The 15191-nt window shown below is 36.0% G+C and carries 14 protein-coding genes; 8 read left to right on the forward strand and 6 right to left on the reverse strand.

Translation table 11 applies throughout. The features are described 5' to 3' along the window. Positions 1–42: 42 nt before the first annotated feature. From gyrB to dnaA, 6 genes are all read right to left on the reverse strand, one after another. A complete protein-coding gene (gene gyrB, locus CFK40_RS01610; protein ID WP_089530359.1) occupies positions 43–1965 on the reverse strand; it encodes a DNA topoisomerase (ATP-hydrolyzing) subunit B in 1923 nt (640 codons plus the stop codon). A 66-nt stretch (positions 1966–2031) separates the two neighbouring features. Then, positions 2032–2310: an extracellular matrix regulator RemB gene (gene remB / locus CFK40_RS01615; protein WP_089530360.1), complete on the reverse strand. Its 279-nt coding sequence runs from the start codon at positions 2308–2310 to the stop codon at positions 2032–2034. A 16-nt stretch (positions 2311–2326) separates the two neighbouring features. Beyond that, a complete protein-coding gene (recF, locus tag CFK40_RS01620; RefSeq protein ID WP_089530361.1) occupies positions 2327–3439 on the reverse strand; it encodes a DNA replication/repair protein RecF in 1113 nt (370 codons plus the stop codon). A 28-nt stretch (positions 3440–3467) separates the two neighbouring features. Further along, positions 3468–3689 (reverse strand): S4 domain-containing protein YaaA, encoded by a 222-nt coding sequence (gene yaaA / locus CFK40_RS01625; protein WP_089530362.1) that lies wholly within the window; start codon positions 3687–3689, stop codon positions 3468–3470. A 275-nt stretch (positions 3690–3964) separates the two neighbouring features. Beyond that, a complete protein-coding gene (gene dnaN / locus CFK40_RS01630; RefSeq protein WP_089530363.1) occupies positions 3965–5101 on the reverse strand; it encodes a DNA polymerase III subunit beta in 1137 nt (378 codons plus the stop codon). Between the two features lie 186 nt (positions 5102–5287). Further along, positions 5288–6640, reverse strand: coding sequence for a chromosomal replication initiator protein DnaA (gene dnaA / locus CFK40_RS01635; RefSeq protein WP_089530364.1), 1353 nt, complete (start codon positions 6638–6640; stop codon positions 5288–5290). 663 nt (positions 6641–7303) lie between these two features. Between dnaA and rpmH the strand changes: the two genes are divergently transcribed. The 8 genes from rpmH (at position 7304) to rsmG (ending at position 15187) form a co-directional block, all read left to right on the forward strand. Further along, positions 7304–7438, forward strand: coding sequence for a 50S ribosomal protein L34 (rpmH, locus tag CFK40_RS01640; RefSeq protein WP_089061024.1), 135 nt, complete (start codon positions 7304–7306; stop codon positions 7436–7438). Between the two features lie 244 nt (positions 7439–7682). After that, positions 7683–8027, forward strand: coding sequence for a ribonuclease P protein component (gene rnpA / locus CFK40_RS01645; RefSeq protein ID WP_089534251.1), 345 nt, complete (start codon positions 7683–7685; stop codon positions 8025–8027). 38 nt (positions 8028–8065) lie between these two features. Further along, positions 8066–8836 carry a YidC family membrane integrase SpoIIIJ gene (spoIIIJ, locus tag CFK40_RS01650; protein ID WP_089530365.1) on the forward strand — a complete coding sequence of 257 codons (771 nt, stop codon included), beginning with the start codon at positions 8066–8068 and terminating at the stop codon, positions 8834–8836. Next, a complete protein-coding gene (gene jag / locus CFK40_RS01655; RefSeq protein ID WP_089530366.1) occupies positions 8833–9447 on the forward strand; it encodes an RNA-binding cell elongation regulator Jag/EloR in 615 nt (204 codons plus the stop codon). The genes spoIIIJ and jag overlap by 4 nt, the downstream gene beginning before the upstream one ends. Positions 9448–9685: 238 nt before the next feature. Then, entirely contained in the window at positions 9686–10660 is a 975-nt protein-coding gene (locus tag CFK40_RS01660; RefSeq protein WP_089530367.1) for a M20/M25/M40 family metallo-hydrolase, read from the forward strand. Positions 10661–10863: 203 nt separating this feature from the next. Then, a complete protein-coding gene (mnmE, locus tag CFK40_RS01665; protein ID WP_089530368.1) occupies positions 10864–12240 on the forward strand; it encodes a tRNA uridine-5-carboxymethylaminomethyl(34) synthesis GTPase MnmE in 1377 nt (458 codons plus the stop codon). 324 nt (positions 12241–12564) lie between these two features. Continuing rightward, complete coding sequence (gene mnmG / locus CFK40_RS01670; protein ID WP_089530369.1) at positions 12565–14451, forward strand: tRNA uridine-5-carboxymethylaminomethyl(34) synthesis enzyme MnmG; 1887 nt, start codon at positions 12565–12567, stop codon at positions 14449–14451. 19 nt (positions 14452–14470) lie between these two features. Continuing rightward, complete coding sequence (rsmG, locus tag CFK40_RS01675; protein WP_089530370.1) at positions 14471–15187, forward strand: 16S rRNA (guanine(527)-N(7))-methyltransferase RsmG; 717 nt, start codon at positions 14471–14473, stop codon at positions 15185–15187. Positions 15188–15191: the final 4 nt, after the last annotated feature.

The following is a 15191-nucleotide window of genomic DNA, read 5'->3' on the forward strand; positions in this document are numbered from 1 at the left end:
GGCGTTTTGCGTCCGCTTCTAAACAGTCGCCTCCGCTTTTCTTTACACATCCAGGTTTTGAACGTATTGGGCATTATCTTCAATAAAGTTTCGTCTTGGTTCGACTTTATCACCCATCAACATATCAAAGACTTGGTCAGCTTCTATTGCATCAGATAAATCAACCTGAAGTAATGTACGAGAATCTGGATCCATCGTTGTTTCCCAAAGCTGTGTAGCATTCATTTCTCCAAGTCCTTTATAACGTTGAATCCCAGGTTTTGGATTTTTTGGAATTTCAGCTAGAATGCGATCCATTTCCTTGTCATTATACGCATAATAAGCAGCCTTTCCTTGCTGTATTTTGTATAATGGTGGTTGAGCAATATAAATATAGCCATTTTCTAAAAGTGGTCGCATGTACCGGTAGAAAAATGTTAATAATAGTGTACGAATATGCGCACCATCAACATCTGCATCTGTCATTATAACAACTTTATGGTAGCGTGCTTTTGTGATATCAAAATCCTCAGCGATACCCGTCCCGAGTGCCGTGATCATTGCTCGGACTTCATTGTTTGATAATATTCTATCAAGTCTTGCCTTTTCAACGTTTAAAATCTTACCACGCAATGGAAGAATTGCTTGGAAATGGCGATCTCTTCCTTGTTTTGCAGATCCACCTGCAGAATCACCCTCAACAATATAGAGCTCACTGATCTTAGCATCCTTTGATGAACAATCCGCAAGCTTACCAGGTAAATTTGATATTTCTAGTGCACTTTTACGTCGTGTTAATTCACGTGCTTTCTTTGCAGCTGCACGTGCTCTAGAGGCCATTAGACCCTTTTCGACTACTATTTTTGCAACAGAAGGATTCTCAAATAAGAATTTTGAGAATGCTTCACTGAACATAGAATCTGTAACGGTCCTAACCTCACTGCTGCCAAGCTTCGTTTTCGTTTGACCTTCAAATTGTGGATCAGGATGTTTAATCGAGATAATTGCTGTCATACCTTCTCGTACATCGTCTCCAGTTAAATTTGGGTCATTTTCTTTAAATAAGTTATTTTTTCTAGCATAATCATTGATTACACGAGTTAATCCCGTTTTAAATCCTGATTCATGTGTTCCACCTTCATGCGTGTGAATGTTGTTCGCAAATGAATAAATATTACTAGCAAAACCATCGTTATATTGTATAGCAACTTCTACGGTAATTCCTTGATCTTCTGCTTCAATGTAAAATGGCTCGTGTAGAACCTCACGTGAACGGTTAATATATTCTACATATGAGCTAATTCCACCTTCATAATAATAATTAACTGGTTCCTCATCATTCCGTTTATCCTCAAGTGAAATGCTAAGTCCTTTATTTAAGAAAGCTAATTCACGTACACGAATTGCAAGCGTATCAAAGTCATAAGATGTAGTTTCAGTAAAAATTTCAGTATCTGGCTTAAAATGGACAATAGTTCCAGTAATATCTGTATCACCGATAACCTTTATTTCTTCTTGCGGAACCCCACGTTCAAAACCTAAGAAATGAACTTTACCATCCAAATGAACATAAACTTCCAGATTACTTGAAAGTGCATTTACAACCGATGCACCTACACCGTGTAATCCACCTGAAACCTTATAACCACCTCCACCGAATTTACCTCCCGCGTGAAGTACAGTCATAATAACCTCAACTGCTGGGCGACCAGTCTTCTTTTGAATACCAACTGGAATACCCCGACCATTATCCTTAACTGTAATACTATTATCTTTTTCTATACTAATTTGAATATGATCACAGTATCCTGCTAGAGCCTCATCAATACTATTATCAACAATCTCCCATACAAGATGATGCAAGCCTTTTCCACTTGTAGAACCAATGTACATTCCTGGTCTTTTTCGTACAGCTTCTAATCCCTCAAGCACCTGAATTTGATCTGCTCCATAGGCCTCATTTGTTACATTATTATCTGCTGACATTTTTTCACCCACATTTCTTTAATAAAAGAGGTTGTCCTCTTTAAAAACCTTGCTTATTTTGCTTTTCTATTCCAACTCATCTGAGTAATTATCGAGTTTATTTAAGGTGGAAATCATACTTGCTCTTTTTTTAAGGGTCGCAACGGATAGCGAGCTAAAATATATTAAATCTTTGGTTATCACAACTGACTTTGTTTCTTCAGGTGTTTCGACAACAGATTCATTCTTGGATGCACGCTGAATCATCTCTTCCATAATGGTTGATGAGGAAATAATATTTCGATCAATAATAGAAATTACATCTTTTGATTGAATAACATTATCATTTCCGATATGAATAAACATATAAACTAAATCACCTCTATGTATCTACTTTGCCATTGTTTACTCGAAAAAGTTCTGCTTTTTTTAAAGTATTGTGGTTGATTCCATCAACACTTGTAGTAGAAACAAACGTTTGTACCTTGCCTTGGATGGTGTTTAGTAAATGCGATTGTCTATAGTCGTCTAATTCACTTAGAACATCATCAAGCAAGAGTATTGGGTATTCCCCAACCTCATTATGAATTAATTCAATTTCTGCAAGCTTCATGGAAAGAGCAGTCGTACGTTGTTGCCCTTGGGAACCATACGTTTGTACATTTCTTTTATTCACATAAAATAGTAAATCATCACGGTGTGGACCAATTAACGTTGTTCCACGTTCAATTTCTTTAGCTTCTATTTCTTGAAATTTCGCTAAGTACCTAGTTTCTATTGTCGCCTTATTCGCTTCTTCTGATACCTCAATTGTAGCAGCATAGTTAATTTCTAATTTTTCAAGACCACGACTTATTTGATGATGAACTGGATCTGCCCATTTTCGTAATAAGTCTAGAAAAGCAAACCTTCTTTCAAGCAATGTTGTCGCATGTTCAATTAATTGTTCCGTCAATACACGAAGTACTGCTGGATCTTGCTTTTGATTTCGTTGCATTTGCTTTAGTAAATGGTTTCGTTGTTTAAGTACTTTTTGATATTGTCCAAGATGGTAAATATAGCGAGGCTGTATTTGTCCGAGCTCCATATCAATAAATCGCCTGCGAATTTGTGGTGGCCCTTTTACTAAGGTTAAGTCCTCTGGAGCAAACATCACCACATTTAATGCACCAATATAATCACTTAGTCGTTTTTGTTCGAGATGATTTAATTTTGCTTTTTTTCCTTTTGTGGACAAGATAATTTCGACTGGAAAAGACTGATTTCTTTTTGTTATTGTACCTTCTATTTTAGCATATTCCTTCTCCCATTGGATAAGTTCCTTCTCCCGGGGGGTGCGGTGTGATTTTGTAAAAGCTAAAACGTAAATAGCTTCCATTAGATTTGTTTTTCCTTGAGCATTTTCGCCAATTATCACATTCACTTTATCATCGAACGAGAGATTTAATACATCGTAGTTTCGATAGTTTTTTAATTGTAATTGTTGAATATGCATAGCAATTCCTCATTTATTCCTCAAAGTATTAGCTATCTTTCACTACCTCAAATGAACCTGCTTGTTCCACTTCTACCACATCATTTGGGTAAAGTTTTCTGCCGCGGCGTTTTTCTAATTCACCATTAACAATAACACCCTGATCCTGCAGATAGGATTTGATTATACCGCCTGATTCAAGAATGTTTGTCAGTTTCAAAAATTGACCAAGTGTTATATATTCCGTCGTTATTTCTATTTTTTCATGCATTTTTTTCACCAAATTCTTTTTATAGAGTTTGTATTGATTATTTTACCTAAAGAAATTATAAAGTGTAAAAACGTAAGTATTAACCTCTTTGTAATACCTTCAAATAATCAAATACATATGCCTTCCATCTATTTTACTAAAGTTTTGGTGTTAAGGGAAGGAAGTAGACCAAAATTGTTTAATAACGCTTTAAAAACTATTAGATTTTACAATATAACATAAAAAACGCCTTCATTTTCATAAAATGAAAAGCGCTTTTAGGTGAAAATTGATTATTAATAGGTTCTAACAGGTAAAATCAATTGCAAAATTGGATCATTATTTTCTGGTCGAATAATAAATGGACGCATTGCACCAGTAAATTCAATCTTTACTTCCTCATTTTCTATCGCTTTTAGGGCGTCTAGCATGTATTTTGAGCTGAAGGAAATTTTTAAATCTTCACCTTCAATCGATTGAATTGTCATTTCTTCTACAACCCTACCAACCTCAGGCGAATTGCTCGTAATCTCAATTAAATCACTACCTTTTGTTTCAAGTCGAACAACGTTATTACGATCTTCCTTTGCTAGTAAAGAAGCACGATCGATTGTATTTAATAAATCTTTCGTTTTCGCGTGAATAACAGTTTTACTTTCTTCTGGTATTAACCGTGATGTTTCTGGATAGTTACCATCTAGTAATCTAGATATGAAATAAACATGTTTGGTTCTAAAAAGAACTTGGTTATTCGTTACACTAATTTCTACTGGATCTTCTGTATCGGATAAAATTTTGTTCAATTCATTTAAGCTCTTTCCGGGTACAACTACACTAGGAAAGTCGAACTGGGATTGTTGAACAGGAATTTCACGAGATGCCAAACGATGGCTGTCTGTTGCCGTAAAACTTAAGCGTTCATTTGAAAAGTTAAGTTTTACCCCAGTTAAGATTGGGCGTGTTTCCATCGTAGAAACAGCAAATACAGTTTGTTTTATTAAACTTTTTAATAGATCTGTTGGAATTTCAAAGCTTTCATCAGTTTGAAGCATTGGTAATTGTGGATACTCTTCAGCATCTTGGCCATTTAAGTTAAATTCAGCTTTACCAGATCTAATTGTTATTTTTAAATTTTCATCAGTGGTAATTTCTACTGTTTTTTCTGGGAGTTTACGTACAATATCTGGAAAATAACGAGCTTGTAAAACAATATTTCCAACCTCAATGTCTTCTACATGAACGATTCCATCCTCTTCAGCAGGGATAAATGATTGGATTGAAATATCAGAATCACTTCCTGTTAAAGTAATTCCATTGGCTTTTGCTTCAATCTTCATACCGGTTAAAATTGGGATTGCTGTACGAGATGATATAGCTTTCATAACATCTTGAACACTTGTAATTAATTTGTCACGTTGAATAGTAAATTTCATTAACTAACTCCTCCTAATGGAAGTTCTATATATCTATTTTTAGTAATAATAACTAGTAATAATAGTAATAGGGCCTGTGATTATGTGGATAACTCGTTTTTAGCCAGATAACTGGAGAATTATACCCTGTGTACAGTCTGTTGATAAGTCTGACCCCTTTGTACACATTATTCACATGTTAGTAACTTATAAATTCTTCAATTGCTCTTTAATTTCGTCGATATCCTGGTTTATGGTTGTATCACTTTCTAGCATTCGAGATATTTTTTCATGTGCGTGAATGACTGTTGTATGATCACGGCCACCAAATTCTTCGCCAATTTTGGGTAAAGAAAAGTCGGTCATTTCTCTTGAAAGATACATTGCTATTTGTCTAGGAAAAGCAATCGATTTGGTACGTTTCTTCGCTATAAAATCTTCTTGTCTAATATTGTATTTTTCACCAACAACCTGTTGTATTTTCTGGATGGTGACAACTTTTGGCTTTTTACTTGGGATTATGTCCTTTAAAGCATCTGCTGCTAGTGAAGCATCTATATCCTGATTGACTAAGGATGAATAGGCAACTACACGTATTAATGCACCTTCAAGTTCACGAACGTTCGTATCAACTTGATTTGCTATATATAACATAACTTCATTTGGAATATCTAATCCTTCTGCTTTTGCTTTTTTGCTTAAGATTGCACTACGCGTTTCTAAGTCAGGTGGTGTAATATCCGTTATTAATCCCCATTCAAATCGTGAGCGCAGACGATCCTCTAATGTAGGAATTTCTTTTGGTGGACGATCACTAGAAATAATAATTTGCTTATTTTCTTCATGTAGGGTATTAAAAGTATGAAAAAATTCCTCTTGCGTTGATTCTTTTCCAGCGATGAATTGAATATCATCTATTAATAGGACATCCACATTACGATATTTATTACGGAAATTAATCGTTTTATTGTCCATAATGGCATTTATAAATTCATTCGTAAACTTTTCAGAAGATAGATAAACCACTCGAGCATCTGGGTTATGGTCTCGAACGTAATGACCAATTGCATGCATGAGATGTGTTTTACCAAGACCAACGCCACCATAAATGAATAGCGGATTGTAAGCTTTTGCTGGTGCTTCAGCCACCGCAAGTGAAGCAGCGTGTGCAAAACGGTTTCCTGATCCAATGACAAAGGTATCAAACGTATAGTTTGAATTTAATGCTGTTTTAGGGGCATCTGGATGCTGATTGTTTGAAACTGCAGGAATGGATTTTGGCTTTGAATTGATCTCATCTGCTTCTATATTTGTCTCAGGAATGATGAACTTGGCTTTTAGTGAGGCGCCTGTAATTTCAACTAGTATTTCTGAAATTAATTTGGTGTATCTACCCTCTAACCAATCCCGTGCAAATTCATTTGGAGCAGAAATAATCAATGTATCATCTTGCAGTTTTTCTGCTTTCGTATTCTTTAACCAAGTGTCAAAGCTAGGCTTACTTACTTTTTCTTCAATTTTTTCAAGCGTAGCCATCCATAATTCTTCGATGTTTTCCAAAGCTTGAGTTCACTCCTTTCGGTAAAAATCTGATAGAAAAAGCCTCTCTCAATCTCTCAGTACTAAATGAAGTCTAGAAAGATGGAAAGGCATTTTTTATTTCACTGATAAGAAAGTATAAATTTTTAGTGGATATCAGTATAAGTGCAAAAAACTAGCTTACTTCATTTAATTAATAGAAGTAAGTAGAAAAAAATATTTATTTAACGTGTGGATAATAAAGTGCCGAACATAAGTAGTTAAATAATGTTATGGACGTTTTCCACATAATTGTTGATAAGTTGATAAACAGAGATGTGAACAAGTATCCACAGGTTATTAACAGATTGTGGATATCTTTAATGTGGTTTCCAGTTTTCCACATTGTAAAACACAATCATAATACCAAAAAAAAGAGGTTAGTGCAATGGCTTTTTCGACACTTATCCACAAAAACAACCCATTGTAGACAAGATTTATCCACACCACTATATTTTGTGATTATCCTGTCGATATGTTGTGTGGATAAAAAAATGTCGAAACAAAGTGTAAACATTAGCCTGTGGGTAACTGATTTCACAAAGGATGTTGACAGATGGTACATGTATTACGTATAATAATTTAGACTGTCTACAGGATATGTTTTAGTTTGAATTTTTAATTCCTCAGGGAGGTGTAAGATAGATGAAAAGAACGTATCAACCAAATAACCGTAAACATAAAAAGGTACATGGATTTCGTGCCCGTATGAGTACGAAGAACGGACGTAAAGTATTGGCGCGTCGCCGTCTAAAGGGAAGAAAAGTATTATCTGCATAGGCCGCTGAAGAAGTCAGTGGTCTTTTTTCACTGATAAGAGTATAAACTTTTAGTGGATATCAGTATAAATACAACGAAGGCTTTCGCCAATAAAGCTTGGCGATAAGCCAATTTTTCTAATCAGAAGAGAAGCAGTGTTTCCTGTTCCTTCTAGTAATGGAGGAGTTATGGAATCACTGCTTATTATATAGATAGAGCTAATGTATGTTGATCCGCAACTGTTAGGTAGGTAAAGGTGATTGAAATGAAAAAAGCATTTCGTATTAAGGATAATGAAGAATTTCAGCTTTTATTTAAAAAAGGAAAGTCGTTCGCTAATCGGCAACTGGTTGTCTATTATATGGAAAAAGAGGGACAAGCCCATTTTCGAATTGGGATTTCTGTTGGGAAGAAAATTGGAAACGCTGTTACACGAAATCGTATTAAGCGTCATTTACGTCATGCATTCCAGGACCTAAAAGAAGAGATAGCAAAGCCAAGTGATATTATTATTATTGCCAGGCAACCAACAAAAGATATGAGCTATGAACAGTTTAAGAAGAGTTTAATCCATTTGTTATCAAGAGAACGATTAATAAAAAAAAGATAAGTAATACATAGGGGTTTTGTACGTAAGGAGGAAATCTAGTGTCAAAAAAGTTTTTATTGCTAGTAAGCATGATAGGGTTAGTTGTACTGCTTTCTGGATGTATGAATATTGATCAACCGATTACACCTGATAGTGAAGGATTTTGGGATGAATACTTTGTCTATCCGATGTCGTGGTTAATTGAATACTTTGCTACTCTTTTCAATGGAAGTTATGGCTTGGGTATCGTTATTGTAACTATTATAGTTCGATTGGTTCTATTGCCATTAAACGTTAAACAATTGAAAAGCTCAAGAGCGATGCAAGAAGTACAACCTGAGCTCAAAGAAATTCAAAAGAAATATAGCTCTAAGGATGCAAATACACAACAAAAGCTACAAAAAGAAACAATGGCTTTATTCCAAAAGCATGGGGTAAATCCGTTGGCAGGGTGTTTACCTATTTTTGTACAAATGCCAGTATTGATTGCGATTTATCATGCGATTATGCGAAATGCTGAAATTCAAGAACACAGCTTTTTATGGTTTGAATTAGGTGAACCAGATCCGTATTTCATTCTACCAATCGTTGCTGGCTTAGCAACATTTTTCCAGCAAAAATTGATGATGGCTGGTAGTCCAGCTGGTCAGAACCCACAAATGATGGTAATGATGTATGTTATGCCAATTATGATCGCTGTATTTGCAATCTTCTTCCCAGCTGCGTTAGCACTATACTGGGTTGTAGGTAACATCTTTATGGTTGCACAAACCGTCTTTATTCGTAAGCCAATGATGAAAGATGCTAGTACTGGGGGAGACAAAAAGTGAGAGAGATAACTGCTACTGGTCAATCGGTCGAAGAAGCGGTCCAATCAGCATTAGAGCAGTTAAGCGCAACAAGGGACCAAGTGGATATTACCATTATTGACGAAGGTAAAAAAGGACTATTTGGTGTATTCGGTTCAAAAAGGGCAATTGTGAAAATTACGTTAGCCAAAAATCAAATTCAACAAACTGAAAAATACATCAATGAATTAACGAAAAATATGGGTGTTGAAGTTGATGTTATAACTTCAGTGGAAGGTAATCATGTGACATTTGAATTAAATGGAGAAAAAATTGCCTTACTTATCGGTAAACGTGGTCAGACACTTAATGCCTTACAATATTTAGTTCACTTAGTTTTGAACAAGGATGGCAAACAATTTTATACGGTAACTGTTGATGCAGAAGGATATCGGGGACGTCGCAAAGAAACCCTTGAATCGCTAGCACTTAAGATGGCTGATAAAGCAAAACGGTTAAACAAAAAAGTGGCATTAGAGCCTATGCCTGCTTATGAACGAAAAATTATTCATAGTGCATTACAAGGTAATAAGATTATTTCTACGTATTCCGATGGTGTTGAACCACATCGTCACATTGTGATAAAACCATAATCTGTTTAAGACCCTGGGAAACCGGGGTTTTTAGCGTTGGAAATTAATTAGCAGCACTTAGGGTAACCTTTGATGCTACTTTTATTTTCTTTCATTTCTTTTAGGTATAAATAATTAGTACAAATGTATGTAAGTATAAATTTTACCGCAACCATTTTCCCATCTTTTGGTAATATAAAGGATTTCACTGAATTTCCTAGAATACTTGTTATAAAAATAGGAAAAGGAAGTGGACTTTTTGAAACCTATAAAAATTGCAGGTCTTATTTTGATGATGATCATGCTCATGTCGACACCAGTATATGCAGCACCAAATGAACAAGCAGACCATGCCTTTGATAATAAGGTGGTTAAACGAATTAACGTTGATACTATTTATCAGCATGTCTATCATTTATCAGAAGTTATCGGGTCACGAGGCGCTGGGACGGAAGGTGAGCTGCAAACAGTTGAATATCTGGAAGATCAATTTGAAAGCTTCGGATATGAAGATGTCAATGTTTACGAGTTTACGTTTGAATCAGGAGGAGAAGAAATTACTTCTTATAACGTAGAGGCAGTAAAAGAACCTATGAAAAATCACGATACTGGACAAGCCATTATTGTTGGTTCCCACCATGATTCCGTTCCATGGGGACAAGGGGCTAATGATGATGCATCAGGTACGGCAGCGCTTTTGGAAATGGCAAGAGTTTTTGCTAATACACCAACTGACACTACAATTAAATTTGTCGCGTTTGGTGCAGAGGAGTATGGACTTTGGGGTTCACGTAAATATGCAGCTGCGATGACACCAGGGGAAGTAGAAAATACTGTGGCACAGTTCCAAATGGACATGGTTGGTAGTGCAGATGCTGGAGATTTAGTGATGTTCACCGCCGATGGAGAGAAGAACTTGGTTACTGATCTCGGTGCTGCAGCAGGTTCAAGAGTTAGTGAACTTGTACCATACAGTGAGCTTGGTAGAAGTGACCATGTTGCCTTTCATAATTTGGGGATCCCCGCTGCATTATTTATTCATACCCCACTTGAACCTTGGTATCACACAGAAGATGATGTGATTGAACACATAAGTAAGGAAAAGTTACAAGATGTTGCAAATATTGTTGGAGCAGCACTCTATCAAGTAGCGAGAAAAGATACACCAGCTCTTGAAAAGTCAACCGTAGCTCCAGTTCCTGTTGATTATTATTATGAGGAACCAGAACTTTAGAGTTGTTCATAACTTGTAGTAAGAAAAAACGTTTATTCACATGTGGATAAACGTTTTTTCTTTTTGATAATTAAAATTTGTGGATAAGTTTATTTTTAAGTGAAAATGTGATAATCTGTTTAGTTAGTGACGATAAATATATAAATGTTAATAATAGATATAAAAATAGATATAAATAGATGCGGTAAAAGTAGGTGAAAGACGTGGAGACAGATACAATAACGGCGATATCAACACCAATTGGAGAAGGTGCAATTGCGATTGTTCGATTAAGTGGGCCAAAGGCAATCATTATTACCAATAATTTGTTTCAAGGGAAAAGTTTGGATCAGGTGGACTCCCATACCATTCATTATGGTAAAATAATTGACCCAGAAACAAATGAGGTAGCTGAAGAGGTAATGGTAACCGTTATGCGGGCACCAAAGACATTTACTCGAGAAGACGTGGTAGAGATCAATTGCCACGGAGGTATGGTATCCATTAATCGCATTTTGGAAATTATTTTGAGTAAAGGTGCAAGACTCGCAGAACCAGGGGAATTTACAAAACGAGCTTTTCTCCACGGAAGAATCGACTTATCGCAAGCAGAAGCGGTTATGGATTTGATTCGAGCAAAAACGGATAAAGCTATGTCGGTTGCACTAAAACAGATGGATGGAAGATTATCTGCATTAATTCAGCGTTTAAGACAAGAGTTATTAGAAACAGTTGCACATGTCGAAGTAAATATTGATTATCCTGAATATGATGATGTTGAAGAAATGTCACACGAGATGATGCGTGTAAAAACAAAAGAAGTTCATGACGAAATTGGGAAGCTGTTAGAGGTCGCTAAGCAAGGCAAAATTTTGCGTGAAGGTCTAGCAACTGCAATTATTGGACGACCAAATGTAGGAAAGTCTTCGTTAATGAATACACTTGTTCAAGAAAATAAGGCAATTGTAACGGAAGTTCCTGGAACAACACGTGATATTATCGAAGAATATGTCAATGTGCGCGGAGTACCTTTACGACTTGTCGATACTGCGGGAATTAGAGAAACTGAAGATATTGTCGAAAAAATTGGTGTCGAACGCTCAAGAAAAGTGTTAAAAGAATCCGACCTTATTTTATTTGTTTTAAATAATAATGAAGAATTAACATTTGAAGACGAAAAATTATTTGAAGCTATAAAAGGCCTAGAATATATCGTAATTATTAATAAAACAGATTTACCTACGAAGCTGGATTTGGAAAGTGTTCAAACGTTTTCTGAAGGAAAGTCAATTATAACGACATCCTTGATTGAAGAAGAAGGGGTAGATGAATTGGAAAAAGCAATTGCCCAAACTTTCTTCACCAGTGAAATTGATAGCGGGGATTTAACTTATGTTTCAAATGTGAGACATATTCAGTTATTAAAGCAAGCAAAACAAGCTCTAGAAGACGCAGTCACCAGCTTAGAAATAGCAATGCCACTTGATATTATCCAAATAGATGTAACAAGAACGTGGGAATTATTAGGTGAAATAATTGGAGATACTGCAAGTGACAGCCTGATTGACCAGCTATTCTCACAATTTTGCTTAGGGAAATAAAAAAGCGAAGGCGACTGTTCAGTGGCGTACAGATAGATGAGACTGTGAAGTACGGTGAACTTTCCGTACATTCATCAGGACCATCTATCTGCTAGCCACTAGGAGCCGCAGCTGGATCAAGAAAAGTGAAGGCGACTGTTTAGAAAAAGTTAGTAAAGTGTACTATTTGAAAGAAACGTAGTTGATATATACTGCGACGTAACTGAAAATCACGTTGCTGTTATGTCGCATTTTATATCGAAAGTGAAATTAACATTTTGTTATTTACTCTCGAAAAGGATTGGTAATAACCAAGTTTTTCTTAAATGAAAGGGATGAAAAGTTATGGTATATGATGCAGGCCATTATGATGTTATTGTAATTGGAGCAGGTCATGCAGGAGTGGAAGCAGGAATTGCTGCAGCCGGAATGGGCGCAAAAACCTTAATGCTGACACTCAATTTAGATATGGTAGCCTTTATGCCGTGTAATCCATCTTTAGGTGGCCCAGCTAAGGGAATAGTTGTACGGGAAATTGATGCCTTAGGTGGTGTTATGGCAAAGGTCATTGACAAAACGCACATCCAAATGCGCATGTTAAATACAGGAAAAGGTCCAGCGGTACAGGCACTTCGGGCACAAGCTGACAAACCTTTATATATACGAGAAATGAAAAATATAATTGAAAATCAAGAAAACTTAACCTTAAGACAAGGAATGGTTGAAAAACTAATTGTGGAAGACGGTATTTGTAAAGGAGTTGTAACTGAAACAAAGGCTGCTTATCACGCTGAAACTGTGATTATAACTACTGGTACATTTATGCGCGGAAAGGTGCTAATCGGTGATTTGGAATATGAGAGTGGTCCAAATAATCAACGTGTTTCTGTAAAACTTTCTGAGCACTTGGAAGAGCTTGGCTTTGAATTGACACGTTTCAAAACAGGTACACCACCACGTGTAAATAGCCATACCATTGATTATTCAAAAACAGAAATTCAGCCTGGTGACGATAAGCCACAAGCTTTTTCATATGAAACGACAGAATATATTACAGATCAGATTCCTTGTTGGCTAACGTATACAAATGAATTTACCCACCAAGTTATTAACGATAATTTGAATTTATCTGCAATGTATTCAGGTATGAAGCGGGGAACTGGACCACGTTATTGTCCATCGATTGAAGATAAGATTGTTCGCTTTAATGATAAGCCACGTCATCAAATATTTTTAGAACCTGAGGGACGGAATACAGAAGAAGTATATGTGCAAGGTTTATCTACATCACTACCAGAATACGTTCAACATGAGATGGTTAAAACAGTTCCAGGGCTTGAAAAGGCTGAAATCATGCGTGCTGGTTATGCGATTGAATATGACGCGGTAATACCTACGCAGCTATGGCCTACATTAGAAACAAAAAAAATTCCTGGACTTTATACTGCAGGACAAATCAATGGAACATCTGGATATGAAGAGGCAGCAGCACAAGGAATTATGGCTGGAATTAATGCAGCAGCAAAAGTATTAGGGCGCGACCCATTAATTCTAGACAGATCTCAAGCTTATATTGGTGTATTAATCGATGATCTGGTAACTAAGGGAACAAATGAACCCTATCGTTTATTAACTTCAAGAGCAGAATATCGTTTATTGTTGCGCCATGACAATGCTGATCTTCGCCTAACAGAAGTGGGGTATAACCTTGGATTAGTTTCAGATGAAAGATACAATAAGTTTTTGGAGAAAAATGCCTTAGTAGAAGAAGAAAAAAAACGTCTTGCTAAAATTACAATTAAACCAGAAGAGAATGTACAAGAACTTTTAAAGTCAGTTAATGCAACACCATTAAAAGAACCATTAAAAGCATTAGATTTATTGAAACGACCTGAAATTTCGTATCAATTGATTGAACAAATGGTTCCATTTGAAAAAGAGTTACCACTTGAGGTAAAGGAACAAGTAGAGATCCAAATTCAATATGAAGGCTACATCAAAAAGGCTATTGATCAAGTCGATCGTATGCTGAAAATGGAAGATAAAAAGGTTCCCGAAAATATTGATTATGATGATATCAACGGTATTGCAACAGAAGCACGTGAAAAATTGAAAAAAATACGTCCACTTTCAGTAGGGCAAGCATCAAGAATTTCTGGGGTTAACCCATCAGATGTGTCCATTCTGCTTGTATATATTGAACAAGGAAAAATTGCGCGAATAGCTAATTAACTAGTTAGGAGAACCAATTATGAACCCAGACTTATTTGTACGAGAACTTGAACAAAAAGGTATTAAACTAAACGATAGACAAATTGAACAGTTCAATATATACTTTCGCACCCTTGTGGAGTGGAATGAGAAAATGAACCTTACTGCTTTAACAGAACAATCAGATGTTTATTTAAAACATTTTTATGATTCTATAACTGCAGCGTTTTATTATGATCTTACAAAAGAAGTGCATATTTGTGATGTGGGAGCTGGTGCTGGGTTTCCAAGCATCCCACTAAAAATATGCTTTCCACATATAAATGTATCTATTGTCGATTCATTACAAAAACGAATCGCGTTTTTAAACCAATTAGCGACAAATTTAGACATAGATAATGTTGCGTTTTACCATGATCGGGCTGAAGACTTCGGAAAGAACGGCAAATTCAGAGAAAAATTTGATATCGTTACAGCGCGAGCAGTTGCACGAATGAGTGTTTTATCTGAACTTTGCTTACCATTAACAAAGAAAAACGGTATATTTATTGCAATGAAGGCTGCCCAAACTTCAGAGGAATTAAAGGATGCGGAAACTGCTGTTGAGGTATTAGGTGGCAAATTAAATACCGTCCATACCTTTTCACTACCTGAAGAAGGTAGCGAACGTTCGATTATTATGATAGATAAGAAAAGAAAAACACCAAATAAATATCCAAGAAAAGCAGGGGTTCCAAATAAAAACCCCATTATGTAGTCGT

The organism is Virgibacillus necropolis (assembly GCF_002224365.1).
Classification (GTDB): domain Bacteria; phylum Bacillota; class Bacilli; order Bacillales; family Amphibacillaceae; genus Virgibacillus_F; species Virgibacillus_F necropolis.

Bases quoted from the DNA above. Each gene is read 5' to 3' on its own strand.
- gyrB (WP_089530359.1), bottom strand. From the start codon at position 1,965: ATGTCAGCAGATAATAATGTAACAAATGAGGCCTATGGAGCAGATCAA.
- remB (WP_089530360.1), bottom strand. From the start codon at position 2,310: ATGTTTATTCATATCGGAAATGATAATGTTATTCAATCAAAAGATGTA.
- recF (WP_089530361.1), bottom strand. From the start codon at position 3,439: ATGCATATTCAACAATTACAATTAAAAAACTATCGAAACTACGATGTA.
- yaaA (WP_089530362.1), bottom strand. From the start codon at position 3,689: ATGCATGAAAAAATAGAAATAACGACGGAATATATAACACTTGGTCAA.
- dnaN (WP_089530363.1), bottom strand. From the start codon at position 5,101: ATGAAATTTACTATTCAACGTGACAAATTAATTACAAGTGTTCAAGAT.
- rpmH (WP_089061024.1), top strand. From the start codon at position 7,304: ATGAAAAGAACGTATCAACCAAATAACCGTAAACATAAAAAGGTACAT.
- rnpA (WP_089534251.1), top strand. From the start codon at position 7,683: ATGAAAAAAGCATTTCGTATTAAGGATAATGAAGAATTTCAGCTTTTA.
- mnmG (WP_089530369.1), top strand. From the start codon at position 12,565: ATGGTATATGATGCAGGCCATTATGATGTTATTGTAATTGGAGCAGGT.
- rsmG (WP_089530370.1), top strand. From the start codon at position 14,471: ATGAACCCAGACTTATTTGTACGAGAACTTGAACAAAAAGGTATTAAA.